The sequence below is a fragment of the Gallionella capsiferriformans ES-2 genome, assembly GCF_000145255.1.
GTDB lineage: Bacteria > Pseudomonadota > Gammaproteobacteria > Burkholderiales > Gallionellaceae > Gallionella > Gallionella capsiferriformans.
Map to the genome: position 1 here is coordinate 482,758 of NC_014394.1, position 22,844 is coordinate 505,601.

Consider the following 22,844-nt stretch of genomic DNA (forward strand, 5'->3'; position numbering starts at 1 on the left):
TGGATTAAAAATTTTTAAAATGCCTAGGGTCGTGGCGGCTTTTCATCATGTCTTTTGCGCAGTAAAGATTGAGCTGTGGTAAGCTTCGTACCGTATTTTCAATTACGTTCTATCGCCTTTTATGTCATCCGTATCCCAGTTGGTTCAAACTCTGATTCGTCCCGAAATTCAAGCGCTATCCGCCTATCATGTGCCCGACTGTACGGGCTTAATCAAGCTCGATGCGATGGAAAATCCTTATCTGGTGCCGCAATCGTTGCAAGACGAAATCGCGCAACTAGTAGGGGCGGCGCACATCAATCGTTATCCTGATCCTGACCCGCGCGAGCTCAAGGAAAAAATTGCACAGCTACTTGGATTGACGGATGGGATGTCCGTACTGCTGGGCAACGGTTCTGACGAGCTGATTCAGTTGCTGGCGATGGCGGTCAACAAGCCGGGGGCTGTGCTGCTTTCGGTCGAGCCGTCTTTCGTGATGTACAAGATGATCGCGACCTTTGTCGGCATGCGCTATGTGGGTGTGCCGTTAGCGGATGATTATTCGCTCGATTTTCCGGCGACACTGGCGGCGATCAGGCGTGAACAGCCTGCGCTGGTGTTTTTAGCCTACCCGAATAATCCAACCGGCAACCTGTTCGCCAAAGATCAGGTGCGCGAGATTATCGAAGCATCCCCGGGGCTGGTCGTCATCGATGAGGCGTATTACGCTTTTGCCAGCGACAGCTTTGTGCCGCAGCTGGCGCAATACCCGAACCTATTGGTGATGCGAACTTTTTCTAAGCTCGGCATGGCAGGATTGCGGCTTGGCTTTCTGGTCGGTAGTTCGCAGTGGCTTGCTCAGTTGGAAAAGCTGCGTTTGCCGTATAATGTCGGTGTGTTACCGCAACTGGTCGCGCAAAAGTTGCTGGACAACCACGATGTACTGTTGCGGCAGGCCGAACAAATCAAAAAGGATCGTGTTGCGCTGCATCAGGCGCTCGCTGCAATCAAAGGCGTTGCAGTCTTTGATTCTGAAGCGAATTTTTTACTGTTCCGGATTGCAAATGCCACCGGCGTGTTTAACGGATTGAAAGAGCGCGGCGTGCTGATCAAGAATCTGAACGGTGGACACCCGATGCTGACGGATTGCTTGCGCGTGACAGTCGGTACACCCGAACAAAACGCGCTGTTTATAGCGGCATTGCAACATTGTTTGCAAAGCACAGTCGATTAGGCGAGTTTCGACGCAATTAATCGGCAGTTTTTGCAGCATTACACTATTTACCACACTGTTTGAGGTCAAACATGCGCAGTGCAAAAGTTACACGCAACACGCTGGAAACGCAGATCAGCGTCGAACTCAATCTGGATGGAACGGGGCAGTCGAGTTTTGAGACGGGCTTGCCGTTCTTAGATCACATGCTTGATCAAATCGCGCGTCACGGCTTGCTCGATATCACTGTCGTGGCACGTGGCGATCTGCATATTGATGCGCATCATACCGTAGAAGATCTGGGGATCACGCTGGGCCAGGCATTTTCCCGTGCGGTGGGCGACAAGAAGGGGCTGACGCGTTACGGTCACGCTTATGTGCCGCTCGATGAAGCACTCTCGCGCGTGGTGCTCGATCTGTCGGGTCGGCCCGGGCTTGTATTCAACTGCGAGTTCGTGCGCGGTACGATCGGCGAATTCGACGTGGATCTGTTTCATGAGTTTTTTCAAGGCTTCGTCAATCACGCGCTGGTGACTTTGCATATCGACAATCTGACAGGTGCTAACGCGCACCATCAGGCCGAGACGATCTTTAAGGCGTTCGGTCGTGCGCTACGCATGGCGATCGAAGTCGATCCGCGCATGGCAGGCATGATGCCCTCGACCAAAGGGTGTCTCTGAAAATGGTCGATGTCGCAATAGTTGATTATGGCATGGGTAATTTGCGCTCGGTCGAACAGGCCTTGCGCCATGTTGCGCCGACTGGGGATATCGTCGTCACCGATGATGCGGCCGTGATTGCGCAGGCAGGGCGCGTGGTGTTTCCCGGACAGGGTGCGATGCCCGACTGTATGCGTGAACTGGATGCGCGTGGCTTGCGCAATGCGGTGGTTGATGCGGCGCAAACCAAGCCGTTTCTTGGTATCTGTATTGGCTTGCAAATGCTGTTCGAACACAGTGCAGAAGGCGATGTGCCGGGCTTAGGTGTTTTGACGGGCGACGTGTTGCGTTTCGCAGGCGGTATGCAGGATGCCGAGGGCAATAAACTTAAAGTGCCGCACATGGGCTGGAATCAGGTTCGCCATCATACCGATCATCCGCTGTGGAACGGTATCGCTCAGGATGCGCGTTTTTATTATGTACATAGTTACTACGTGAAACCTCAAGATCAGAGTCTGATTCAGGCCACGAGCGACTATCCGGAGCCGTTCGTGTGTGCGGTTGCGCGTAGCAATCTGTTCGGGGTGCAGTTCCACCCTGAAAAAAGCCAGGCGGCAGGGCTCAAACTGCTGCAAAATTTTATACACTGGAATCCTTAACCTCACTATTTATTCGCCATGCTAATAATTCCTGCGATTGATTTAAAAGACGGTCATTGTGTACGCCTCAAGCAAGGCTTGATGGAAGAATCCACGGTGTTTTCCGAAGACCCCGCCGCGACGGCACAGCATTGGCTTGATCAGGGCGCGCGTCGCCTGCATCTGGTCGATCTGAACGGTGCATTTGCCGGCAAACCTAAAAACGAAGCGGCGGTGCGCAGCATTATCGCCTCGGTCGGCAGCGATGTGCCGGTGCAACTGGGCGGCGGTATCCGCGATCTGGAAACGATTGAACGTTATCTGGATCTGGGGGTGACCTACATCATCGTCGGTACCGCTGCTGTCAAGGTGCCGGGTTTTCTGCACGAGGCGTGCGATGCGTTTCCGGGTCACATCATGGTGGGGTTGGATGCCAAGGGCGGCAAAGTTGCGGTGAACGGCTGGTCAAAACTCACAGGCCACGACGTAGCGGATCTTGCCAAGCGCTTTGAAGATTACGGTGTTGAGGCGATTATTTACACCGATATCGGCCGCGATGGCATGCTCTCGGGCGTCAACATCGAAGCAACGGTTGAACTGGCGCGTCCATTGCATGTGCCTGTCATCGCCAGCGGCGGTATCACCAATCTGGATGACGTGCGAAAATTGTGCGCCGTGCAGGGTGAAGGCATCACGGGTGCCATCACAGGCCGCGCGATTTACGAAGGCACACTGGATTTTCGTGCGGCGCAGGCTTTGGCCGACGAACTGACACCTCGACTGTAATGCTGGCTAAACGCATTATTCCCTGTCTGGATGTGACGCGCGGGCGCGTCGTGAAAGGCGTGAGCTTTGTCGAGTTGCGCGATGCAGGGGATCCGGTCGAGATCGCTAAACGCTACGACGAGCAGGGCGCAGACGAGTTGACCTTTCTCGATATCACCGCCAGTTCGGACGATAGAGGCATTATTTTTCGCATCATCGAACAGGTTGCCTCTCAGGTATTTATTCCTCTGACCGTCGGCGGCGGCGTGCGCGAGGTGTCCGATGTGCGCAATCTGCTCAATGCGGGTGCGGACAAGGTCAGCATCAATACCTCGGCCGTACTCAATCCGCAGTTGGTGGCAGATGCGGCCAGCCGTTACGGTTCTCAATGCATCGTGGTCGCGATCGATGCCAAGCAGGTGGAACCCGGTCGCTGGGAAGTCTTTACCCATGGCGGGCGAAAAGCCACCGGGCTTGATGTCGTCGAGTGGGCTGCTAAAATGCAGCAGCTGGGTGCGGGGGAAATCTTGCTGACCAGTATGGATCGCGACGGGCAAAAAAAGGGTTTTGATCTGGCATTAACGCGTCTTGTGACGAACGCGCTGGAAATCCCGGTCATCGCGAGCGGCGGCGTGGGCAACCTGCAGCATTTGGCGGACGGCGTGACGCAAGGTGGCGCGGATGCGGTGCTGGCGGCGAGCATCTTCCATTTCGGTGAATACACTGTCCAGCAGGCTAAGCAATTTATGGCGACGCAAGGCATCGAGGTCAGGCTATGAAACCCGGCATGCAGGATACTGAGCAAAAAAATGAGCCCTGGCTCAAACGGATCAACTGGTCGGATGACGGTCTGATTCCCGCTATTGCGCAGGATGCGCTCACCGGTCGCGTACTGATGGTGGCATGGATGAATCGCGAGGCGCTGTTGCTCACCTGGCAAAAATCCGAGGCGGTTTACTGGTCGCGTTCGCGTCGCAAACTGTGGCATAAGGGTGAGGAATCCGGCCATATCCAGAAGGTGAAAGAAATTCGTCTCGATTGCGATTCGGATGTGATTCTGCTGCAAATCGAGCAGCAGGGCGGCATTGCCTGTCACACCGGTCGCGAGAGTTGCTTCTTTACCCGTCTGGAGCAGGGTGAGTGGTGCGAGGTGGACGAAGTGCTCAAATCCCCTGATGAGATTTACAAAAAATGACAATATTACAAACGCTTACGCAAACCATCGAGTCGCGCAAACTGGCGTCTCCAGATAGCTCCTATGTCGCCAAACTGTTCAGTAAGGGTGAAGATGCCATTTTGAAAAAAATTGGCGAAGAAGCGACGGAAACGATATTAGCCAGCAAAGAAGGCGACAAGGCTCACATCGTTTATGAAACGGCGGATTTGTGGTTTCACTGCATGGTGATGCTGTCCCATCACGGCTTGTCGGCGGACGATGTATTGACCGAGCTGGCGCGCCGGGAGGGCTTGTCCGGGATTACAGAAAAAAACAGCCGAGGTGGAGCGTGAGCGATTGCCTGTTTTGCAAGATAGCCCGCGGCGAGATTCCCTGCCGGAAAGTCTTTGAAGACGACGACGTGCTGGCGTTTCACGATATTAATCCCGCAGCGCCGGTCCACTTTTTGCTAATCCCCAAGCCGCATCTTAACTCACTGGCGGAGGCAGAACCGCGTCACGCGGCGATGCTGGGTAAACTGCTCTTGCTGGCGCCGAAACTTGCCAAAGAGCAGGGCTTGGATGACGGTTTTCGCACGGTGATCAATACGGGGCGCGGCGGTGGTCAGGAAGTCTTTCATCTGCATGTGCATGTCATCGGTGGCGGCAACATTCCGCCTATGGTTAAACGTAGTTAAATATCTAAGGAGTTCGGTATGGGTTCGATGAGTCTTTGGCATTGGTTGATTGTTCTGGTGGTCGTCATGCTGGTATTTGGCACCAAGAAGCTGCGCAACATCGGCAGCGATCTGGGCGGGGCGGTGAAGGGTTTCAAGGAAGGCATGGGCACCCCTGCTGAAGAACCTGCCAAACAGATCAAGGAAGATGGACAAACCATCGAAGGTGAAGTTAAAAGCAAGACCCATAGCAACCTCTAAACCGGCATGTTCGACTTTAGTTTCGCCGAGTTGATGGTCGTGATGGTGGTCGCCCTAGTCGTCATCGGCCCTGAGCGCCTGCCGAAAGTCGCCCGAACTCTGGGGCATCTGTATGGGCGCGCGCAGCGTTATGTGAACGGCGTTAAAGCCGATATTTCCCGCGACATGGCGATGGATGAATATCGCCAGTTACAGCAAAAAGTTCAGGCGGAAGCCGCCGCCTTGCAGCAATCGATGCAGCAGGCGGGGCAGGCGGTTGATGCCGGTGTGCAAGAGATCAATCAGTCCGTTGCCAGCCCGCTTCCTGTCAAATCAACTAAGGCGTTACCCGAATCCTGATGAGCAGCAGCGAGAGTTTTATCTCCCATCTTATCGAATTGCGTAAGCGTTTGATGAACGCTGGTATCGCACTGCTGTTGGTGTTTATCTGTCTGTTCCCGTGGGCCTCTGATCTCTACGCCCTGCTGGCCCAGCCGCTGCTGGCTAAATTGCCCAAAGGCGGACAGATGATTGCAACCGATGTCACGACGCCGTTTTTCGTGCCGCTCAAAGTCGCGTTGATGGCGTCATTTTTAATCGCGTTGCCCTATATTTTGTATCAGGTCTGGCGCTTCGTTGCCCCCGGTCTGTACGAGCACGAAAAGCGTATGATTGTGCCGCTGATCTTCGCCAGCACCGTGCTGTTTTTTTGCGGTATGAGTTTTGCCTACTTCGTGGTGTTTCCGGTCGTGTTCGGTTTCGTCACGGCAGCGGCACCGATCGGCGTTGCGGTGATGACCGATATCGATAAGTATCTGAGCTTTGTCTTGTCCATGTTTATGGCGTTCGGCATTACTTTTCAGGTGCCGGTAGCGGTCGTGTTGCTGGTGCGCATGGGTGTCGTGTCTGTCGCAAAATTGCGCGAAATCAGGCCGTATATCATCGTGGGTGCGTTCGTGATCGGTGCAATTTTTACGCCGCCCGATGTCGTCTCGCAGTTGATGCTAGCCTTGCCGCTTTGGCTGCTGTACGAGGCCGGCATCGTCGTCGCCAGTTGGACTCGTCCGGTGGAAAAGCCCGTGCAACTCGGCAGTCGTTTTTAGTGCGATGACCGTCACGCCTAATTTGCTGATCGAACTGATCGCGCACAGCGAATCAGTGAATCTTGTGTGGCAGCTAGGTGTTATTGCCGCCATTATGTTGCTGGCATGGTGGTTTGATGCGCTGTTCCTGAAAAATTTACTGGCCGCAAAAACCGTACAGACCGTCGCGATCCGGGGTGTCAAACGCATCGTATTTCCGTTGCTGAACTTGTTTGGGGTGTTGATTGCGCGTGAAGTGTTCAGATATCTGGACGCGCCCTTTGTACTGCTCAAGCTGGCAATTCCGCTATTTTTGTCGCTGGCTTTTATCCGCTTGCTCGTCTACGTACTGCACAAGGTTTTTTCAAACTCATCCAAGCTTAGGTCTTGGGAGCGCACTATCGCGATGCTCGCTTGGCTGGGTGTTGCGTTGCATGTTACAGGCTTGCTCGATGCCGTGTTGGCGGGGATGGACAGTTTGAGTTTTAATGCGGGTCATCAGCATATTTCGCTGCTGATCATCCTGCAAGGCCTGATTTCGATTGCTGCAACGGTACTGGTAGCCCTGTGGCTTGGACGATTCCTTGAAACGCGCATCATGGACATGCAAGAGATGGAGTCCAGTTCTCGCGTGCTGCTGGCCAAGGTGGTGCGCGGCGCCTTGCTGATCTTGTCAGTACTGGTTGCACTCTCACTGGTTGGCATTGATATCCGTGTGCTGTCTGTGTTCGGCGGCGCGCTGGGCGTGGGCTTGGGATTCGGTTTGCAGCGTATCGCAAGCAACTACATCTGCGGCTTTATCATTCTGCTCGATAAATCGATACGACTGGGGGATGTGATTACGCTGGATAATCGCACCGGGACGGTCGCACGTCTGACGGGTCGCTATATGGTATTAAGCGGTCAGGACGGGGCCGAGTTTTTGATTCCAAATGAGATGGCGATCACGCAGGCGCTCGGCAATCACTCCTATACCGACCGAAAAATTCGCATCAAGATCAGTCTGCAAGTGGCATACAACACTCCGCTGGAACGGGCGATGGATATCATGGTGGAAGCGGCCCGGCAGCAAGAACACGTGATGAGCGATCCGGCGCCGACCGTGAATCTAATTGACTTCGCAGACAACGGAATTTTGCTGGAATTGCTGGTATGGCTGGATGCTCCTGAAGTTTCTCAGGCGATGCTGCGCTCGAAGATCAATATGGAGATCTGGCGGGAATTCCAAAAGTCGGGCATCGAAATTCCATTCCCTCAGCGCGAAGTTCGCATCAAGCCTTAAGACTATTGAGGCCGGGGTTTCGGGCGTTTGCCGATTTTAACTTTTGTCGTCACGGGATGACCGTCGCGCAATAGTTGTATCGTAGCAATCGTCCCGGGCGGCAGATTGGCGACGGTGTCGAGCATGGCAGACCAGTTATCAATTGCATGGTTGTCGATAGACAGCAGAATGTCAGCTGTTTTGATGCCGGACTGTTCTGCCGGGCTGTTGCGTATCACTTCGGTGATCAATACACCGTTTGCATCAGGCAGCTTGAAGGATTCGACCAGCGCGGGTGTGAGTTCCTGTATGCCCGCACCTATCCATCCGCGCGTGACTGACCCATTCTGGATGATTTGCTCCATGGTTTTTTTCGCAGTAGTCGCGGGTATGGCGAAACCGATGCCGAGCGAGCCGCCATTCGGGGAATAAATGGCGCTGTTGATACCGATCAGGTTGCCGTTGCTGTCAACTAACGCGCCGCCCGAATTGCCTGGGTTGATCGCCGCATCCGTCTGGATGAAATTCTCGAAGGTATTCAGGCCCAAATGGTCGCGCTTGAGCGCGCTGATGATACCCATCGTCACGGTTTGACCGACGCCGAACGGGTTGCCGATTGCGAGCACCATATCGCCTATATGGACCGTTTCAGGGTGTCCGAAAGTGACGGCGGGGAGGCCGCCGGGAAGTTCGACCTTGATCACGGCCAGATCTGTTTCGGGGTCTGATCCGATGACGTGGGCACGCGCTTTGCGACCATCGGCTAAGGCGACTTCAATTTGATCGGCCGCTTCCACGACGTGGTGATTGGTCAGGATAAAACCATCCGAGCTTACGATAACGCCGGAACCTAAGCTGGAACTTTGCTGGGGCGTGCTGTCTTGATCGCCGAAAAAGAAGCGGAAACGGGGATCATCCAGAAACGGATTGACGGGCGTTTTGATCGTCGTACTGGTAAAGATATTGACGACAGAAGGCATGGCTTTTTTGGCCGCTATGCTCATTCCTTTTAGGGGGGCGGATCCGTCTGCAGCAGGGCTGCCACTTTCATACAATGTGACTACGCCGTTACGCGCGGCGCTCGGCAGCAATTCAGGTTTCAGCGTATGAACGATGAACAGCAGCGCCAGAGCGATGGTGACAGTTTGGGTGAATAACAGCCAGTGTTTACGCATGGTAAGATAACTTAGTGCTTATATATATTTTCGGGAAATAGTTATGAATCTGTATCAACTGGTCGATTATAACGCAAGCGTGTTGCAAACCGCTCAATTCAAGGACTACAGCCCGAACGGATTGCAAGTTGAAGGGCGCGGTGAAGTTAGGCGAATTGCCACGGCGGTGACGGCTTCAAAACAGGTAATCGATGAGTCCATCGCATGGGGCGCAGATGCAATACTGGTACATCACGGCTATTTCTGGCGCAATGAAGCCCCTTGTATTGTGGGAGTCAAAAAGCAGCGCATAGCTGAGCTGCTGAAGCATGATGTGAGTCTGCTGGCCTATCATCTTCCGCTTGATGCACACGCGGAACTGGGTAATAACGCCCGGCTGGCGGCGGCATTAGGGTTGCGGGAACAGGGGCGTTTTGGTGAACAGAATATCGCCTGTTATGGTGCGCTAGACGTGTCGCAGTCACTGGCGGATTTTGCGCTTGGTATTGAATCCGCCTTGCAGCGTGCACCGCTTGTGATAGGGCATGCCGGGAAAATGCTGCACCGGGCGGCATGGTGCAGTGGCGGCGGACAAGGGTATTTCGAGGCGGCGATAGCGCAAGGCGTCGATGTATTTGTGACAGGAGAAATCTCCGAGCAAAGTTATCATCTGTCCCGCGAAACAGGTGTCGCCTTTATCTCTGCAGGGCATCACGCAAGCGAGCGGCTCGGTATACAGGCATTAGGCGAACATCTGGCAAGCCGCTTTGATCTAGAACACCGCTTCTTCGATCAGGCCAATCCGGTTTAATCGCGCTTTCTACGCAATTGATCGAGCGAAATGGTCATGCTGCGCGGGAGGTTTTGCAGGCTTGCATTGGCCGCTGCAATGGCACTGCTGTAACTTATCAGTAACGGGGCGAGTATCGCCTCTGTTTCGTCTAAAAGTACTTCAGGTTGTAGCGAAAAGCGCTGTAAAAAATCACGTCGCAAGGGGTAGTGAGGCGTCCATTGCCATGCCATAAAAGCCTCGTTCTGTTTGAATCCGGCATCCAGTAACTGTTGCTTCAATGCAGCCACGGCGGGTAATGCGAGCTGCTCGACGGTGGGCGTGGACTGCCACATCAGGCCGAAAAAAACTCGCCAGATACCGCCTAAAAATTGCTGCTCCATCATGGGGAACAGGCTCTGAGTCTGTTCGATGCGCAGCTTGCATTGCAAGCCGACCAGTACCCCTGCTGCATTGCGGTCTTCAGTAGTGAGGGCCTGCCATGGGGTGGCGGCGAGACGGTTTTCAAGACGCAGGCAGAGTTGATCCCAGAATGAGGTATTCATTCGGGTGCGGATTTCATCCATTTGCTCGGCAACGGACAGGCCAAGGGGTAAATTTTCCGGTTTTGCAAAAAAATCGAGGACGGCTTGCTCTTCGTTCATTTAATAAATCCTAGTAAGTTGTGCAGGTAATGAATATAAGCGAATACTGTAATTCCAAGAAATATATATAGGTTTTTGGGGAACTATAATGGTAGGCAACTATCAGTGTTGACTTTATTTTTTAAACCAGACATCATTCGTCCGTGCTCGGGATGCCTTAATTTTGCAGATTTAAAAAACTAAAGCAGATAATAATAAGTATCGCGACGCATCGCACCAAAAATAATCCGATTTGACTGTTCGTTCATGTCTGCAGCAGCAGGCGTGGGATCATTTGTTTGCTTGGGGAGTTCTCACGATGTATCGTTTCTTACGTTTTCCTATCTTGCTGGTAGGTTTGTTTTTGGGTGCAAGCAGTTTCGCGGCCAATAATTCACAACCTGTGCTTACAACCGAGGACAGTTTAGGTCCGCAAGTTGAGCAGCCTATCGAGTTTCCTCATAATCGTCATGCCGGTCTTAAAGATGCCAGCGATCCTGCCAAGGGTGGTATGGAGATCAACTGCCAGTATTGCCATACCTATGCGCGTCGCAGTGCGGTAGCGGGAATTCCGCCGCTGCAAAAATGTATCGGCTGTCATCAGAACATCGAATCCGTGCGCAACAAGCCGCGTATCGTCGAGTTGTTCAAGTATTGGGATGCTAAAAAGGCCGTGCCATGGAAGAAAGTCCATGATCTGCCTGATTTCGTGCGTTTCAATCACGAGCGTCACATCAAGCGTTTTGTTGAGCAGCAGGATCGTCCTGTTCAGGAAGCGTGTGGATATTGCCATGGCGACGTGAAGGAAATGACCGTTGCGCGTCGTCAAAAAACGCTGGCGATGGGGTGGTGTGCAAGCTGTCACGAGAAGGATCATCCTGTCGTGGCTGAAGGCGGTACGCCGATTGCGGGTCAGGCCTATTGGTACAGTTTCCAGAAGCCGGCAGCGGCTATGGATGCGAACACCAAGGCGCGTGGTCCTAATGATTGCTGGCAGTGCCACAAGTAAGCTGCCATGAAAATTAAAGAATTTACCAGAGAGGCTGTGATGATAGACAGTGGTTCCGTAAAGCAAATGGCCGGGCACCCGTTTGATCGGCGTGATTTTCTGAAAGTATTGGGCTGGAGTGGCGCTGCGGTCGCGCTCTCAGGCTGCGGTAATACGTCAGTTGAAGACGGTCGGGAGACGGTGGTTTCCTACGTTGAAGCGAATGACTACATGGTTCCGGGTATCGGCGTGTATTTCAATTCGACCTGCGCTCAGTGTGACGCAGGTTGCAGTGTTAACGGCCGCGTTCGCGAAGGACGTGTGTTAAAGCTGGAAGGTAATCCGGATTCGGCAATCAACAAGGGCAAGTTGTGCGGCTTAGGTCAAGCGGGTGTGCAACACCACTACAACCCTGACCGCGTGCGTGAGCCTCTGCTGCGCAATGGCAACAAGGGTGAAGCGATTAGCTGGGATAAAGCCTATGCTTTGATCGCTGAAAAGCTTGCCGGGGTTCAGGGTGAAGAAATCGCCTTCTTGTCCGGTGGTGTGAGCGGTCATCTTAAAGTGCTGCTGGGTAATTATCTGGATAGTCTCGGTACGAAAAATCATTTCGTTTACGAAGCGATTGCCCCTTCGGTGGTGCGCGCGGCAAACGTCAAGGCGTTCGGTGTTGAGATGCCGCGCTACCGTTTTGACAAAGCGCAGGTCGTGTTGTCTTTCGGTGCGGACTTTTTGGGTAGCTGGGTCTCTCCTGTGCACTTCTCGCAGCAATATGCGCAATTCCGCAAGGGCGTGAATGGTCAGCGCGGCGTGCTGATTCAGGTCGAGTCGAAAATGACTTTGACCGGCGCGAATGCGGATCGCTGGCTGGCTGTGAAGCCGGGCACTGAAGGCGTACTGGCGTTGGGTATCATCAATGCGCTCGGTATGGCGACAGGCGACGTAGCCGAACTGGTTAAGGGGTACGATAAGGCGCGTGTCAGCCGTGAAACCGGGGTTTCGACAGGTCAGATCGATAAGATCGCTGCGCTGCTCAAACTGCGCAGCCCGAGTCTAGTATTGGCAGGGTCGGCGGCTGAAGGCTATGCGCACGGTTCGCAAAACGCCGCAGCAATCAACCTGCTCAATCAGGTGTTGGGCAATGTCGGTAAGACGATCGAAGCGCCTGTCTCCGTGCCGTTCCCGCAGATGGCGCCATCCAAAGGCAATACCGTTGCACTGAAAAATCTCAACGATGGTCTGGCCGCAGGTAAATACAAGGTTGTGTTTAACTTCGCAGCTAATCCGGTATTTACCGCACCCGGCGCGTTTAAGTTCAAGGATAACTTTGCAAAGGCCGGCTTCAAGGTCGCATTTGCACATTATCTCGATGAAACCGCCTTGCAGGCTGATCTGGTGTTGCCACTCGATTCCGCATTGGAAGACTGGGGTACACAAGTACCTGAATACCTGACAGAAGGCGCGCAAATCAACATTCAGCAACCGCTGATGGAGCGTTTGCATGCCGATACGCGCGGTATGGGCGATATTCTGCTGAGTCTGATCAAGCAGAAGAAGGCGGATGAGTACAAGGGCTTTGAAGATTACTATGCTTACCTGCGTGGCGCTGTGTTGCAGAACAAGGGCGCTCTGGGTGGCGGCGGTGTTGAGGACGACACGTTCTGGAACGATACGCTGACGAACGGTATCGTGAAACTGGCGGGGACGACGACGAGTCTTGCTGCTCATGCCAGCGCTGCGGGTTTGCTGTTGCCGGCAGAAGCGGAAGCGGACGAGCATTTCCCGCTGCATCTGATTCCAGGGGTCACGGCGAGTTTGCGCGACGGTCGCCATACCAATCAGCCCTGGTTGCAGGAGTCCCCTGATCCATTGACCACCATCGTGTGGGATTCATGGGTCGAGATTCATCCGAAGAAGGCCGCTGAATTGGGTATCGTCGAAGGTGATATCGTTGAGGTGACTTCCAAGACAGGTTCGGTTAAGGCGCAGGTCTATCTGTTCCCGGGAATTCATCCTGAGGCGATTTCGATTCCGGTCGGTCGCGGTCACGATGCGATGGGTCGTTATGCCAAGGGTTACGGCGTGAATCCATTCCAGATCATGGATGCGGTGTTCGAGGCTGCAACGGGTGAGTTGGCGATGCACGAAACGCGCGTCAAGATCAGCAAGACTGGTCAGCGCGTACTGGTGGTCAAGGATGAGGGTGCTGCGGGTGCTCTGCAAATGGGCAGAAAAATCGCCGCGCGTGTGTCCACCGATCAAGTTGATTTGTCGAAGGAGGTCTGAGTTATGTCGGTCAGCAATTTATTAGAAAATTGGGCGCAAGTCAGGCACGAGCATCCCAATAATGACAAGCCGCATGATCCCTATAAATGGGCGATGGCGATTGATCTGGATGCCTGTACCGGTTGCAACGCATGTAGCGTTGCGTGCTATGCAGAAAACAATCTGCCGGTAGTTGGGCGTGAAAAATTCCAGCATGGTCAGCAAATGCACTGGTTGCGTGTTGAGCGCTACTGGGATGAAGACGGCCGTGAGTTCCCTGATCAGGGTTTTCAGTTCCTGCCGATGATGTGTCAGCAGTGCGAAGCGGCACCGTGCGAAACGGTATGCCCTGTTGCTGCGACTAACCATACTGCAGACGGCTTGAATTCACAGATTTATAACCGTTGTATCGGTTCGCGCTACTGTTCGGCTAACTGCCCGTTCAAGGTGCGTTATTTCAACTGGTACGATTATCCAACCACCGACAATGTCTGGCCTGCTGAGATGCAGCAGCAGCTCAACCCGGACGTATCGGTTCGCGGTAAGGGCGTGATGGAAAAATGTACGTTCTGCGTGCAGCGTCTGTCAGCGGCTAAGGTCAAGGCTAAGGGCGAAGGCCGTATCGTGGCGGAAGGTGAAGTGCAGACGGCTTGTCAGCAAGCTTGTCCGACCAGCGCGATTTCCTTTGGCAATATTGTTAATCCTGAATCGCGTGTGCACAAGCAGTGGGCAGCACAGCAGGTTGAGCTGGCTAAGGATAAGCAGGATAAGAACGAGGGGGAAGCACCGTCCGAATTGCGTGGTTATCGCATTTTGGAAGAGCTGCGCGCTTACCCTTCTGTGATGTATCTGGAACGTGTGCGCGAAAGCGCTGTTTAGTCGGCTTAAGCTAACAGAATTACTTTAAGGAAAGACAATGAGAGATATCCGCGAAGACATTGCTTGGGCGAAGATTAACCAGGACGTGATGAAAAGTTTGGAAAACCCGCGAAAAATGTACTGGGTGATCCTGTTTTTGGCGTTAATGGCGTTTGGTTTCGGTGTGGGCTGTGAAATTTATCAGTATCAGACCGGTATGGGCGTGGCTAACCTGAATAATCCGCAAGTGTGGGGGCTGTACATCGCTACCTTCATTTTCTGGATCGGTATGAGTCACTCCGGTACGTTACTGTCCGCCATTTTGCATCTGATGCACGCTGACTGGCGTAAGCCGATTTATCGTTTCGCTGAAGCGATGACGACGTTTTCCTTGATGACAGCGGGTCTGTTCGTTATGGTTCACATCGGCCGTTTATGGATGTTTTACTATGCACTGCCGTATCCTAATGATCGTGGTATCTGGCCTAACTTCCAGTCGCCTCTGTTGTGGGATGCGATGGCAATCTTTACCTACTTGAGCTCATCCGTATTGTTCCTGTTCGTCGGGATGATTCCGGATCTGGCGATTGCACGCGACAATATGCAACCGGGCTGGCGTCAGAAGTTGTACACGTTGCTCGCGCTGGGTTGGGAAGGTACAGATCGTCAATGGCGCAATTTCCGCGTTACTTATCTGACGATCGCCTGTTTCCTGATTCCACTGGCAGTATCGGTGCACTCGATCGTGGCGTCTGACTTTGCGATGTCGCAACAGCCGGGCTGGCATGTAACGTCCTTCCCGCCGTACTTTGTGGCAGGGGCGCTGTACTCAGGTTGTGCTGCGATCATCACGCTGTTCATCATCCTGCGCTACGTATTCAAGTTTGAAGAGTACATGACCAAGCCTATCCTGAAGAAGATTGTGCGTCTGACTTTTGCGATTGCAATGGTGTGGACCTATCTGAATGCAGTTGAATTTGCGTCCGTTTGGTACAGCCACGATGGCGTATCGAAAGACGTGCTGATTCAGAAAATGACCGGTAACTACGCACCATTCTGGTGGGGTATGATTTTCTGCGGTTCGGTTGTACCTTTGGTGTTCGCATTCAAGCGCTTCCAGACCAATATTCCAGTTTTGTTTGCAACATCCTTGCTGCTGAATCTGGGGATGTGGCTGGAACGCTGGATGATCGTCGCGCCTACGTTCTCTCATGGTTACTATCCATGGACTTGGGATCACGAGCAATGGCCTTCGATGGTTCAATGGGGTATGGTATTTGGTAGCTTTGGCTGGTTTACTTTGCTGTTCCTCTTGTTCTGCAAGGTGTTCCCGTCCGTATCCATGTATGAAGTGAAAGAAATGGTTTACCACCGTACTCTGCATCTGAAAAAGAGTGAAAATGCTGAACAGGGAGCACACTAATCATGAGTAAACGTCATTTACTTGCCTTGTATGGCAACTTTGAAGAGGCCGAAGCGGTCGTTCAGGAATTGCGCAATGCGACGATCAAGGGCTTTGATGTCAATGATGACATGATCGTGAAGTCACCGATTGAGCACCCGGAAGTGGAGCGTTTTCTGGGTGATAAGCCGGTGTATGTGCAATGGTTCACGCTGATCGGTGCATTGCTGGGCGGGATTTTTGGTTTTTTCCTGATCTCAGGGGCGCAGGCCAATTTCTATATGCAATTGAAGGGCGGCAAGCCGATCGTGCCGTTCCCGCCTAACTTCGTATTGACTTACGAGATGTTCATTCTGGGCGGTGTATTTATCACGATTCTTGGCTTTTTGATTTGTGCCGGTTTGCCAGCAAAACGCTCTCCGCTGTACAGCACCAAAGTCTCAGTCGATAACATCGCGATTCTGGTAGAGGCGGATGAATCTGCGATCAGCGAGCTGAAGGCAATTTTCACCAAGCACAAGGCATTGGAAATTCAGGAAGAGGCAGGGAAATGAAAAAATTATCCTTAGCAATTACATTGTTGTTGGCGCCAACCTTCGCCCAGGCATGGCCTTGGTCGCAGGACATGGTAAATCAAGTCAGTATCAAACCTCAGGAAAGCGTCGATGCCGCTAATCCCGGTATGGCGCAGTTTCCTAAACGTTCGCAGCCGGTTGCAGGTACCACAGTGAATGTTAAAGATCTTGATGCGGCTAAGAAAATGGCAAATCCTATTGCAGCCGATGAAGCATCGGTTGCCAAGGGGCGTCGTTTGTATGAAATCTATTGCACGCCCTGTCATGGCAAGTCCGGTGCTGGTGATGGTCTGGTGGGTACCAAGTTGCCTTACAAGCCGTGGAATCTGACTTCATCTAACGATGTGCATCCATGGGATAGCAAAGACTATCCGGATGGGTATATTTTTGGTGTGATGTCTTTAGGGCTTGCCGTGATGCCAAGTTACGCGAATGACCTTACGGCGACCGAGCGCTGGCACGTAGTCAACTACATCCGTAAAGTGATGCAAAAAGGTCCTGCGGTTACAGCTGCGGCTCAGTCGAAATAGGAGGCTATAAAATGTTGGCATATAGTAATTGGGCTGTTTTGACGGTATGTTTCGTGGTGGTGCTGTCGCTGGCATTGAGCGGCGTGGCATTGTGTTCTGTATTGCACCTCGTCGGCGCACAGTGGCGCTTCAATGTCCGTCATTTGGCGGTGTCGTTGTACGCACTGTTTCCTTTGGCATTTGTATTGTTGGTCGTGCTACTGGTTGGCGGGTCTCACACCTTCCCTTGGTGGGATGTGCCTGTCGGTCATGAGGCGCACATGCCGGGTTGGTATCAGCCTCACTGGCTGATGTCTCGCGAAGTCGTCGGTATGATCTTTATGGCGGCTTTGTACTGGGTATTCATCCAGCGTCAGGCCGTCAGTGAAAACAGTCCGGAAGATGCTAAGCGTTTCCATACCGTCGCCACATGGATTCCGTTCTTCTTCGTGTTGTACAGCACGATGGTTGCGTGGGATTTTGAAATGACGCTGGTACCTCACTGGCACAGTGCGATTTACGGCTTGCAGCAGTTCATCAGCAATTTCGGTATGTTCCTCGCATTTATGACGGTTTGGATCTATTTCATGAACACCAAGGGTAAGCTGGTTACTCCTGTTCCTGACAAGATTTATAACTACATGGCACAGATGATGTTGTCGTTCACCTTGCTGTGGATTTACACCTTTGATGCGCAATACCTGACGATTTGGTATGGCAATCTCGCGGATGAAACGGATCGTGTTTTTGCAATGCAGGATGGTGATTACGCCTTCATCTGGTGGTCGATGATCGTGCTGAAATTTGTGGTTCCTTTCGTTACTTTTTGTTTCCCTGGCCCTCGTCACAATGTTACTGCTATCAATGCAGTGGCAATCTGTATTATCATCGGCACGCTTTTCGAACGTTATGTTTGGATTGGTGGCGTAACTGGCACGGGTAACTACCCGATTGTAGCCAGTATCGTGATTGGTGGTACGGTTGCGTTGATCGGCTATTTCCTGGTTCGCAGCTATATGCAGTCCAGAAGTTTAATTAAGGGGTAATTGAGTAATGATGAGATTGTATTCGGGGACAGTTTGCCCCTACAGCCATCGATGCCGAATCGTTTTATTTGAAAAAGGTATGGATTTTGAAGTAATCGATGTTGACTTGATGGATAAGTCCGAAGATCTTGCAGCCATCAGTCCGGGCGGAAAAGTGCCCGTGCTGGTTGAGCGAGATCTGGTATTGACTGAAGCTAATATCATCAATGAATACATCGACGAGCGTTTTCCGCATCCGCAGTTGATGCCGGCTGACCCTGTCATGCGAGGTCGTGCGCGATTGTTCCTGTTCCGTTTCGAGCAGGAACTGTACAGCAACGTCAATATCATCATGCAGGGCGGCAAGACCGCGGATAAAGCACGTGCCAGCATACGCGATAATCTGACTCAATTATCGCAAATCCTAACTAAGCAGAAGTACTTGCTGGGTAATGATTTTTCGATGTTGGATGTGTCTGTCGCGCCTTTGTTGTGGCGCCTTGATCATTATGGCATTGTGCTCGGCAAAGATGCAGCGCCGATGCTCAAATATGCTGAGCGTCTGTTTTCGCGTCAGGGCTTCATCGATTCATTGACGCCTGCAGAAAGGGCGATGCGCAAGTGAGTGATTTGTCGACCCGTCCGTATTTGATACGCGCCATTCATGAGTGGTGTGTTGACAGCGGTTTGACACCTTATCTTGCTGTACGGGTCAATGGCAGGACCGAAGTACCGGTAGCTTATGTGAAGGATGGAGAAATTGTCCTGAACTTGAGCGCGGGTGCTGTGCGCAATATGGAACTGGGCAATGACTGGATTACTTGCAGCGGTCGTTTTGGCGGCAGTTCTTTTGATCTCATCGTGCCGGTGGATGCGGTAATTGGTATTTTTGCCAAAGAGACGGGGCAGGGTCTGGTGTTTCAGGGGAGTGGTTCTGATTCGCCTCCCCCAGGAGAAGCGGAAATCAAATCGCTGCCGCGCAAACCTCAGTTGTCTATTGTTAAGTAATAAAAAAACCGCACACTGTGCGGTTTTTTTATTACTTAACTTCCATCAAATTAGTTAGCAGATAAGAAAGTGTGCATTTTACTCATCGCCTTTTGTTCGATCTGACGGATGCGTTCCGCGGAGACTTTAAATTCAGCGGCGAGATCGTGCAGTGTGGCATTCTGATCTTCTGATAGCCAGCGGGCTTCAACGATGCGTCGACTGCGATCGTCGAGGCTTGCTAAGGCGCGTGCCAGCCCTTGGGTGCGCAGACTAAGTCCTTCTGATGACTCCAGAATATTGGAAGGCTCGTGCTCTTCGCTGTCAGCCAGATATTGTATCGGCGCATAGGTATCGTCGTCATCGGAGCCTGCGGGGTCGAGTGCAACCTCATGACCTGCAAAACGGGCTTCCATCTCAATTACGTCGTGCTCGCTGACATTGAGTTGTTCGGCAATTTCACTGATCTGCTTAGGCTTGAGGGACTCCAGCCCTTGCTTCAAACTTCGCAGATTAAAAAATAGCTTGCGTTGCGCCTTGGTGGTAGCGATTTTAACCATCCGCCAGTTGCGAACTACGAATTCGTTGATCTCGGCGCGTATCCAGTGCAGCGCGAAGGAGACGAGGCGAACACCGAACTCAGGATCGTAATGCTTAACGGCCTTCATCAGGCCGATATTGCCTTCCTGTATCAAGTCAGCCTGAGGTAGGCCATATCCCGCGTAACCGCGCGCGACGCTGACCACCACTCTTAAGTGGGATAAGACCAGCTGACGGGCAGCATCCAGATCATTGTCGTTGCGAAAGCGGGTGGCGAGGTCGAATTCCTCTTCCTGGCTCAAGACTGCGTAACGTCTGACAAGGTGTATGTAACTGTCCAGACTGCCTAGGGCAGAGGGCATGGGTAAGCTGTTGGCAATATTCATAGGGATTTCCTCCTAGTTAACATTTGCAGCCTGTGAGCTTCTGAATGGGTAAAGGTTCACTCTGGGTATCGCATTAGGTATTGCCGGATAAAACTTAGAACTTGCTAACTGCATCAGTCAGCAAGTTGTGTAGAGCAGATTTAAGGTGCTTATTTCTCTTCAGATAATTCGCAATCTGAATTCATGATGTTGCCAGCGGCCCATCCTGCGATCGCGATACCGAAAATAACGCAAATCATACCCAGTTCCTTGCTCAGGAAAAAACCACCGATCAACCACAGTGCAGCAGCGATCATGAACGGCAGTATCAGTACTTTGCACTTCGAATTTTCCATTAAGCTCTCCCTGTTATTTGTTTTATTGCATATATGATGCAGGAACTCGTCATTGTTCTGAAAATTTCCTGTCATGTCAACCTTATTCGCATGGCTGCCAACTGAACCTAGCGAGATTCAATCAGCGACAGGTGTCTTGCCACAGACAGCCATGCCCCCAGCCAGCCCAAATAGAGTGAAAACAGCAGCAAAGAGGCGCTGTCAGCTGCCGAGAGCGGTTCGAGTGCGAAATTGCTGCCGTAGAGCAGGGATAAATTTGCCAGCGGTTGTTTTAGCAGGTGCAGGCTAGACAAGACAATCAGCCACGCAGCAATTCCGCCAAGTAAACCCTGTATGGCGCCAAAGTAGAGGAAGGGACGTCTGATAAAGGCATCGGTCGCGCCTATGAGTTTTGCAACCTGGATTTCATCGCGTTGCGTGACAATTTGCAGCCGTATCGTATTGAAGGTGATTGCAATTAAACCTAAGCTTAGCAAGCTTGCGAGTACGAGTACTGCGATATGGGCGAATTCAAGGAAAGCCTCCAGTTTGTACGCCCAGGCTGAATCGAGCTGTGCGAGATCGACCCCCTGAATTTTTTGCAGCTCATTACGCAGTTCATCGAGCAGCTTTGCATTGCTGGAGCGGGGTGATACGACAAAAGCGTCAGGCAGCGGGTTTTTATCCAGTCCTGCGATGACGTCAGTCAAGCCTGTCTCCTCGCCCAATGCATTGAGCGCATCGGTTTGGGAGATAAACTCAACAGCCTTGATGTTCGGGTGATCGTTCAGCTGCCTGCGAATTTGCTCTTCACTGTAAGGTGTCGCGTCCATAGTCAAAAAAAGGCTGATCTGCGGTGAGCCTGACAGTTGGGCGACAAGTCCCTGTGCATTTTTCAAAAGCACATACATGCCAGTCGGCAGGCTCAGTGCGATACCGATTACAAGTATGTTGACGATCCCCGCCAGTGGCGAAACAAACATGCGGCCAAAGGCGGTACGAATGACGCCCCGTTGTGTCGAAAGTGTGTTCATGCGCTTACGCCTTGGGTCTCGTGCAGATCGGCAGCGTATCTCGAGTGGGGTTGGATCGCACCTTGCTTGAGTTCGATGATGCGCAGATTTGTTTCGCGCAGTAAGGCTGCATCGTGAGTCGAAATTAATAAGGTGACGCCGACTTGATGAAAAGAATTGAAAATATTCATGATTTCTTCGGCATATTCTGCATCCAGATTACCGGTTGGTTCGTCGGCGAGCAATATGCTGGGGCGATTGACGATGGCGCGCGCGATACAGAGACGCTGTTGCTCGCCGCCGGACAGCGCAATCGGGTTGGATTTTTCGCGATTGAGCAGGCCGACCTTGTCGAGCGCAGCGCGGACACGTTTTGCGCTTTCTTTGTGCTCAAAACCGCAAATTTGCAGCGGGAGCAGCACATTGTCGAATACGTTGCGGTCAAAAAGCAGTTTGTGATCCTGAAAAATGAGTCCGAAGTTGCGGCGCAGGTAGGGTAGTGCATCGGATTTGAGCTTACTGACATTCTGGTTGTTGACCAGCACCGTGCCGCTGTTGGGTCGTTCTATCGCTGCGATCAGCTTGAGCAGCGTGCTTTTACCGGCACCCGAATGTCCCGACAGATAAGCCATTTCGCCCTTGGCCAGTTCAAATGAAACATTTTTTAAGACATCAATGCCGCCGGGATAGCGCTTACTGACTTGGTCGAATGTAATCATGCAGACAACCCCAGCAGTGCGTCGATAAACTCCTGTGCGTCGAACGGGCGAAGATCATCCAACCCTTCGCCTACGCCGATGAAGCGCACGGGGATCGGGTGTGCTTTGGCGATCGCTGCGATGACGCCGCCCTTCGCTGTACCGTCCAGTTTGGTCAAAATCAAACCCGTCACGCCCAAGGCCGCATCGAACGCTTTCACCTGACTTAATGCGTTCTGTCCCGTATTCGCATCCAGTACCAGCAGCACTTCATGCGGGGCATCGGGCAGCACCTTTGCGATGACGCGTTTGACCTTTTTAATTTCTTCCATCAGGTGAGCCTGCGTGGTCAGACGTCCTGCCGTATCGGCTAACACCACGTCAATTTTACGAGCCTGAGCGGCTTGTACGGCATCATAAATTACGGCAGCGGCGTCGCCGCTTTGTTGAGCAATCACGGTCACATTGTTGCGCTCGCCCCAGGTCATCAGTTGCTCACGCGCGGCGGCGCGGAAGGTATCGCCCGCTGCCAGCATGACCGACAGCCCTTGCGACTGCAGATATTTCGCCAGTTTGCCGATGGAGGTGGTTTTGCCCGCGCCATTGACGCCGACCATCATGATGACGAAGGGTTTGTGCGTTTCGGCGTGCAGTGGCACAGCCAGCGGTCCCAGCAGTTTGAGCAGGCAGTGTGCCAGCCCGGCCTTGAGTTCTTCGGCTTCAACGAGTTTGTGTTCCCTGACGTGGCGTCTTAAATCGGCGAGCAGCGTATTGGTCGCATCCATGCCGACATCCGCTGTGATCAGAATAGTTTCGAGTTCTTCGTACAGGTCATCGTCGATTTTTCCGCCGCGGCTGAACAGGTCGGCGAGCTGGTTGCCGGTACGCGATAAGCCCGCTTTTAAGCGATCAATCCAACTGCGCTTTTCAGCGACGGTTTCTTCGGCTTTTGCCGGTGTGCTCTTTTTTAAAAAACTAAACATTATGGATTCGTTCCGGTGGCAATAGTTGGGGCATAATACGCACGGCCACACAACGTGGCCGTCTT

The 22,844-nt window shown here is 52.5% G+C and carries 29 protein-coding genes; 22 read left to right on the plus strand and 7 right to left on the minus strand.

Annotation, left to right across the window (positions count from 1 at the left end):
• The first annotated feature begins 121 nt into the window (after positions 1–121).
• The 12 genes from hisC to GALF_RS02250 all read left to right on the plus strand — a co-directional run bounded on the left by hisC (position 122) and on the right by GALF_RS02250 (position 7,690).
• Positions 122–1,213: a histidinol-phosphate transaminase gene (hisC, locus tag GALF_RS02195; RefSeq protein WP_013292420.1), complete on the plus strand. Its 1,092-nt coding sequence runs from the start codon at positions 122–124 to the stop codon at positions 1,211–1,213.
• A gap of 71 nt (positions 1,214–1,284) precedes the next feature.
• Positions 1,285–1,872: an imidazoleglycerol-phosphate dehydratase HisB gene (gene hisB, locus GALF_RS02200; protein ID WP_013292421.1), complete on the plus strand. Its 588-nt coding sequence runs from the start codon at positions 1,285–1,287 to the stop codon at positions 1,870–1,872.
• A 2-nt stretch (positions 1,873–1,874) separates the two neighbouring features.
• The gene (hisH, locus tag GALF_RS02205) at positions 1,875–2,510 is read left to right on the plus strand and encodes an imidazole glycerol phosphate synthase subunit HisH (RefSeq protein ID WP_013292422.1); all 636 of its coding nucleotides are present in this window, start codon (positions 1,875–1,877) and stop codon (positions 2,508–2,510) included.
• Between the two features lie 18 nt (positions 2,511–2,528).
• Positions 2,529–3,275, plus strand: a complete 747-nt coding sequence (hisA, locus tag GALF_RS02210; RefSeq protein ID WP_013292423.1) for a 1-(5-phosphoribosyl)-5-[(5-phosphoribosylamino)methylideneamino]imidazole-4-carboxamide isomerase — start codon at positions 2,529–2,531, stop codon at positions 3,273–3,275.
• Positions 3,275–4,033 carry an imidazole glycerol phosphate synthase subunit HisF gene (hisF, locus tag GALF_RS02215; RefSeq protein WP_013292424.1) on the plus strand — a complete coding sequence of 253 codons (759 nt, stop codon included), beginning with the start codon at positions 3,275–3,277 and terminating at the stop codon, positions 4,031–4,033. Before hisA ends, hisF begins: the two co-directional genes overlap by 1 nt.
• Positions 4,030–4,449 carry a phosphoribosyl-AMP cyclohydrolase gene (gene hisI / locus GALF_RS02220; protein WP_013292425.1) on the plus strand — a complete coding sequence of 140 codons (420 nt, stop codon included), beginning with the start codon at positions 4,030–4,032 and terminating at the stop codon, positions 4,447–4,449. The genes hisF and hisI overlap by 4 nt, the downstream gene beginning before the upstream one ends.
• Positions 4,446–4,763 (plus strand): phosphoribosyl-ATP diphosphatase, encoded by a 318-nt coding sequence (locus GALF_RS02225; RefSeq protein WP_013292426.1) that lies wholly within the window; start codon positions 4,446–4,448, stop codon positions 4,761–4,763. The genes hisI and GALF_RS02225 overlap by 4 nt, the downstream gene beginning before the upstream one ends.
• Positions 4,760–5,107, plus strand: a complete 348-nt coding sequence (locus GALF_RS02230; RefSeq protein WP_013292427.1) for a histidine triad nucleotide-binding protein — start codon at positions 4,760–4,762, stop codon at positions 5,105–5,107. The genes GALF_RS02225 and GALF_RS02230 overlap by 4 nt, the downstream gene beginning before the upstream one ends.
• A gap of 18 nt (positions 5,108–5,125) precedes the next feature.
• Entirely contained in the window at positions 5,126–5,347 is a 222-nt protein-coding gene (tatA, locus tag GALF_RS02235) for a Sec-independent protein translocase subunit TatA (RefSeq protein WP_013292428.1), read from the plus strand.
• 6 nt (positions 5,348–5,353) lie between these two features.
• The gene (gene tatB, locus GALF_RS02240; RefSeq protein WP_013292429.1) at positions 5,354–5,686 is read left to right on the plus strand and encodes a Sec-independent protein translocase protein TatB; all 333 of its coding nucleotides are present in this window, start codon (positions 5,354–5,356) and stop codon (positions 5,684–5,686) included.
• Complete coding sequence (gene tatC, locus GALF_RS02245; protein WP_013292430.1) at positions 5,686–6,429, plus strand: twin-arginine translocase subunit TatC; 744 nt, start codon at positions 5,686–5,688, stop codon at positions 6,427–6,429. Before tatB ends, tatC begins: the two co-directional genes overlap by 1 nt.
• A gap of 4 nt (positions 6,430–6,433) precedes the next feature.
• On the plus strand, positions 6,434–7,690 hold the full coding sequence (locus tag GALF_RS02250) for a mechanosensitive ion channel family protein (RefSeq protein ID WP_013292431.1): 1,257 nt from the start codon (positions 6,434–6,436) through the stop codon (positions 7,688–7,690).
• 2 nt (positions 7,691–7,692) lie between these two features.
• Here GALF_RS02250 and GALF_RS02255 read toward each other — a convergent pair whose 3' ends face one another.
• The gene (locus GALF_RS02255; protein ID WP_013292432.1) at positions 7,693–8,844 is read right to left on the minus strand and encodes a trypsin-like peptidase domain-containing protein; all 1,152 of its coding nucleotides are present in this window, start codon (positions 8,842–8,844) and stop codon (positions 7,693–7,695) included.
• A 43-nt stretch (positions 8,845–8,887) separates the two neighbouring features.
• Here GALF_RS02255 and GALF_RS02260 point away from each other — a divergent pair, with 43 nt between their 5' ends.
• A complete protein-coding gene (locus tag GALF_RS02260) occupies positions 8,888–9,634 on the plus strand; it encodes a Nif3-like dinuclear metal center hexameric protein (protein WP_013292433.1) in 747 nt (248 codons plus the stop codon).
• On the opposite strand, the gene GALF_RS02265 is transcribed toward GALF_RS02260, so the two are convergent.
• Positions 9,631–10,257: a hypothetical protein gene (locus GALF_RS02265; protein ID WP_013292434.1), complete on the minus strand. Its 627-nt coding sequence runs from the start codon at positions 10,255–10,257 to the stop codon at positions 9,631–9,633. The two genes, GALF_RS02260 and GALF_RS02265, sit on opposite strands and share 4 nt — an antisense overlap.
• Positions 10,258–10,555: 298 nt before the next feature.
• Here GALF_RS02265 and GALF_RS02270 point away from each other — a divergent pair, with 298 nt between their 5' ends.
• The 9 genes from GALF_RS02270 to GALF_RS02310 are packed head-to-tail and all read left to right on the plus strand — an operon-like array spanning position 10,556 to position 18,866.
• A complete protein-coding gene (locus GALF_RS02270) occupies positions 10,556–11,245 on the plus strand; it encodes a cytochrome c3 family protein (protein ID WP_013292435.1) in 690 nt (229 codons plus the stop codon).
• A gap of 6 nt (positions 11,246–11,251) precedes the next feature.
• Positions 11,252–13,510 (plus strand): molybdopterin-containing oxidoreductase family protein, encoded by a 2,259-nt coding sequence (locus GALF_RS02275; RefSeq protein ID WP_223293720.1) that lies wholly within the window; start codon positions 11,252–11,254, stop codon positions 13,508–13,510.
• A gap of 3 nt (positions 13,511–13,513) precedes the next feature.
• Positions 13,514–14,368, plus strand: coding sequence for a 4Fe-4S dicluster domain-containing protein (locus tag GALF_RS02280; RefSeq protein ID WP_013292437.1), 855 nt, complete (start codon positions 13,514–13,516; stop codon positions 14,366–14,368).
• 37 nt (positions 14,369–14,405) lie between these two features.
• Positions 14,406–15,770, plus strand: a complete 1,365-nt coding sequence (gene nrfD, locus GALF_RS02285; RefSeq protein ID WP_013292438.1) for an NrfD/PsrC family molybdoenzyme membrane anchor subunit — start codon at positions 14,406–14,408, stop codon at positions 15,768–15,770.
• 2 nt (positions 15,771–15,772) lie between these two features.
• Positions 15,773–16,303 carry a DUF3341 domain-containing protein gene (locus GALF_RS02290; protein WP_013292439.1) on the plus strand — a complete coding sequence of 177 codons (531 nt, stop codon included), beginning with the start codon at positions 15,773–15,775 and terminating at the stop codon, positions 16,301–16,303.
• Entirely contained in the window at positions 16,300–16,854 is a 555-nt protein-coding gene (locus GALF_RS02295; protein ID WP_013292440.1) for a c-type cytochrome, read from the plus strand. Before GALF_RS02290 ends, GALF_RS02295 begins: the two co-directional genes overlap by 4 nt.
• A gap of 11 nt (positions 16,855–16,865) precedes the next feature.
• Positions 16,866–17,879, plus strand: coding sequence for a hypothetical protein (locus GALF_RS02300; RefSeq protein WP_013292441.1), 1,014 nt, complete (start codon positions 16,866–16,868; stop codon positions 17,877–17,879).
• A 7-nt stretch (positions 17,880–17,886) separates the two neighbouring features.
• The gene (locus tag GALF_RS02305) at positions 17,887–18,483 is read left to right on the plus strand and encodes a glutathione S-transferase N-terminal domain-containing protein (RefSeq protein ID WP_041937936.1); all 597 of its coding nucleotides are present in this window, start codon (positions 17,887–17,889) and stop codon (positions 18,481–18,483) included.
• The gene (locus GALF_RS02310; RefSeq protein WP_013292443.1) at positions 18,480–18,866 is read left to right on the plus strand and encodes a ClpXP protease specificity-enhancing factor; all 387 of its coding nucleotides are present in this window, start codon (positions 18,480–18,482) and stop codon (positions 18,864–18,866) included. Before GALF_RS02305 ends, GALF_RS02310 begins: the two co-directional genes overlap by 4 nt.
• A 50-nt stretch (positions 18,867–18,916) precedes the next feature.
• Here the strand turns inward: GALF_RS02310 and rpoH are convergent, their stop codons facing one another.
• From rpoH to ftsY, 5 genes are all read right to left on the minus strand, one after another.
• Positions 18,917–19,771 (minus strand): RNA polymerase sigma factor RpoH, encoded by an 855-nt coding sequence (gene rpoH, locus GALF_RS02315; RefSeq protein WP_013292444.1) that lies wholly within the window; start codon positions 19,769–19,771, stop codon positions 18,917–18,919.
• 149 nt (positions 19,772–19,920) lie between these two features.
• Entirely contained in the window at positions 19,921–20,106 is a 186-nt protein-coding gene (locus GALF_RS02320) for a hypothetical protein (RefSeq protein ID WP_013292445.1), read from the minus strand.
• Positions 20,107–20,213: 107 nt separating this feature from the next.
• Positions 20,214–21,119 carry a permease-like cell division protein FtsX gene (ftsX, locus tag GALF_RS02325; RefSeq protein WP_013292446.1) on the minus strand — a complete coding sequence of 302 codons (906 nt, stop codon included), beginning with the start codon at positions 21,117–21,119 and terminating at the stop codon, positions 20,214–20,216.
• Entirely contained in the window at positions 21,116–21,817 is a 702-nt protein-coding gene (ftsE, locus tag GALF_RS02330; protein ID WP_013292447.1) for a cell division ATP-binding protein FtsE, read from the minus strand. Before ftsE ends, ftsX begins: the two co-directional genes overlap by 4 nt.
• The gene (gene ftsY, locus GALF_RS02335) at positions 21,814–22,779 is read right to left on the minus strand and encodes a signal recognition particle-docking protein FtsY (protein WP_013292448.1); all 966 of its coding nucleotides are present in this window, start codon (positions 22,777–22,779) and stop codon (positions 21,814–21,816) included. The genes ftsE and ftsY overlap by 4 nt, the downstream gene beginning before the upstream one ends.
• Between the last annotated feature and the right edge of the window lie 65 nt (positions 22,780–22,844).

Coding starts and splice junctions, on each gene's coding strand:
- hisC (WP_013292420.1), top strand. CDS start 122: ATGTCATCCGTATCCCAGTTGGTTCAAACTCTGATTCGTCCCGAAATT.
- hisB (WP_013292421.1), top strand. CDS start 1,285: ATGCGCAGTGCAAAAGTTACACGCAACACGCTGGAAACGCAGATCAGC.
- hisH (WP_013292422.1), top strand. CDS start 1,875: ATGGTCGATGTCGCAATAGTTGATTATGGCATGGGTAATTTGCGCTCG.
- hisA (WP_013292423.1), top strand. CDS start 2,529: ATGCTAATAATTCCTGCGATTGATTTAAAAGACGGTCATTGTGTACGC.
- hisF (WP_013292424.1), top strand. CDS start 3,275: ATGCTGGCTAAACGCATTATTCCCTGTCTGGATGTGACGCGCGGGCGC.
- hisI (WP_013292425.1), top strand. CDS start 4,030: ATGAAACCCGGCATGCAGGATACTGAGCAAAAAAATGAGCCCTGGCTC.
- GALF_RS02225 (WP_013292426.1), top strand. CDS start 4,446: ATGACAATATTACAAACGCTTACGCAAACCATCGAGTCGCGCAAACTG.
- tatA (WP_013292428.1), top strand. CDS start 5,126: ATGGGTTCGATGAGTCTTTGGCATTGGTTGATTGTTCTGGTGGTCGTC.
- tatB (WP_013292429.1), top strand. CDS start 5,354: ATGTTCGACTTTAGTTTCGCCGAGTTGATGGTCGTGATGGTGGTCGCC.
- tatC (WP_013292430.1), top strand. CDS start 5,686: ATGAGCAGCAGCGAGAGTTTTATCTCCCATCTTATCGAATTGCGTAAG.
- GALF_RS02250 (WP_013292431.1), top strand. CDS start 6,434: ATGACCGTCACGCCTAATTTGCTGATCGAACTGATCGCGCACAGCGAA.
- GALF_RS02255 (WP_013292432.1), bottom strand. CDS start 8,844: ATGCGTAAACACTGGCTGTTATTCACCCAAACTGTCACCATCGCTCTG.
- GALF_RS02260 (WP_013292433.1), top strand. CDS start 8,888: ATGAATCTGTATCAACTGGTCGATTATAACGCAAGCGTGTTGCAAACC.
- GALF_RS02265 (WP_013292434.1), bottom strand. CDS start 10,257: ATGAACGAAGAGCAAGCCGTCCTCGATTTTTTTGCAAAACCGGAAAAT.
- GALF_RS02270 (WP_013292435.1), top strand. CDS start 10,556: ATGTATCGTTTCTTACGTTTTCCTATCTTGCTGGTAGGTTTGTTTTTG.
- GALF_RS02275 (WP_223293720.1), top strand. CDS start 11,252: ATGAAAATTAAAGAATTTACCAGAGAGGCTGTGATGATAGACAGTGGT.
- GALF_RS02280 (WP_013292437.1), top strand. CDS start 13,514: ATGTCGGTCAGCAATTTATTAGAAAATTGGGCGCAAGTCAGGCACGAG.
- nrfD (WP_013292438.1), top strand. CDS start 14,406: ATGAGAGATATCCGCGAAGACATTGCTTGGGCGAAGATTAACCAGGAC.
- GALF_RS02290 (WP_013292439.1), top strand. CDS start 15,773: ATGAGTAAACGTCATTTACTTGCCTTGTATGGCAACTTTGAAGAGGCC.
- GALF_RS02295 (WP_013292440.1), top strand. CDS start 16,300: ATGAAAAAATTATCCTTAGCAATTACATTGTTGTTGGCGCCAACCTTC.
- GALF_RS02300 (WP_013292441.1), top strand. CDS start 16,866: ATGTTGGCATATAGTAATTGGGCTGTTTTGACGGTATGTTTCGTGGTG.
- GALF_RS02305 (WP_041937936.1), top strand. CDS start 17,887: ATGATGAGATTGTATTCGGGGACAGTTTGCCCCTACAGCCATCGATGC.
- rpoH (WP_013292444.1), bottom strand. CDS start 19,771: ATGAATATTGCCAACAGCTTACCCATGCCCTCTGCCCTAGGCAGTCTG.
- GALF_RS02320 (WP_013292445.1), bottom strand. CDS start 20,106: ATGGAAAATTCGAAGTGCAAAGTACTGATACTGCCGTTCATGATCGCT.
- ftsX (WP_013292446.1), bottom strand. CDS start 21,119: ATGAACACACTTTCGACACAACGGGGCGTCATTCGTACCGCCTTTGGC.
- ftsE (WP_013292447.1), bottom strand. CDS start 21,817: ATGATTACATTCGACCAAGTCAGTAAGCGCTATCCCGGCGGCATTGAT.
- ftsY (WP_013292448.1), bottom strand. CDS start 22,779: ATGTTTAGTTTTTTAAAAAAGAGCACACCGGCAAAAGCCGAAGAAACC.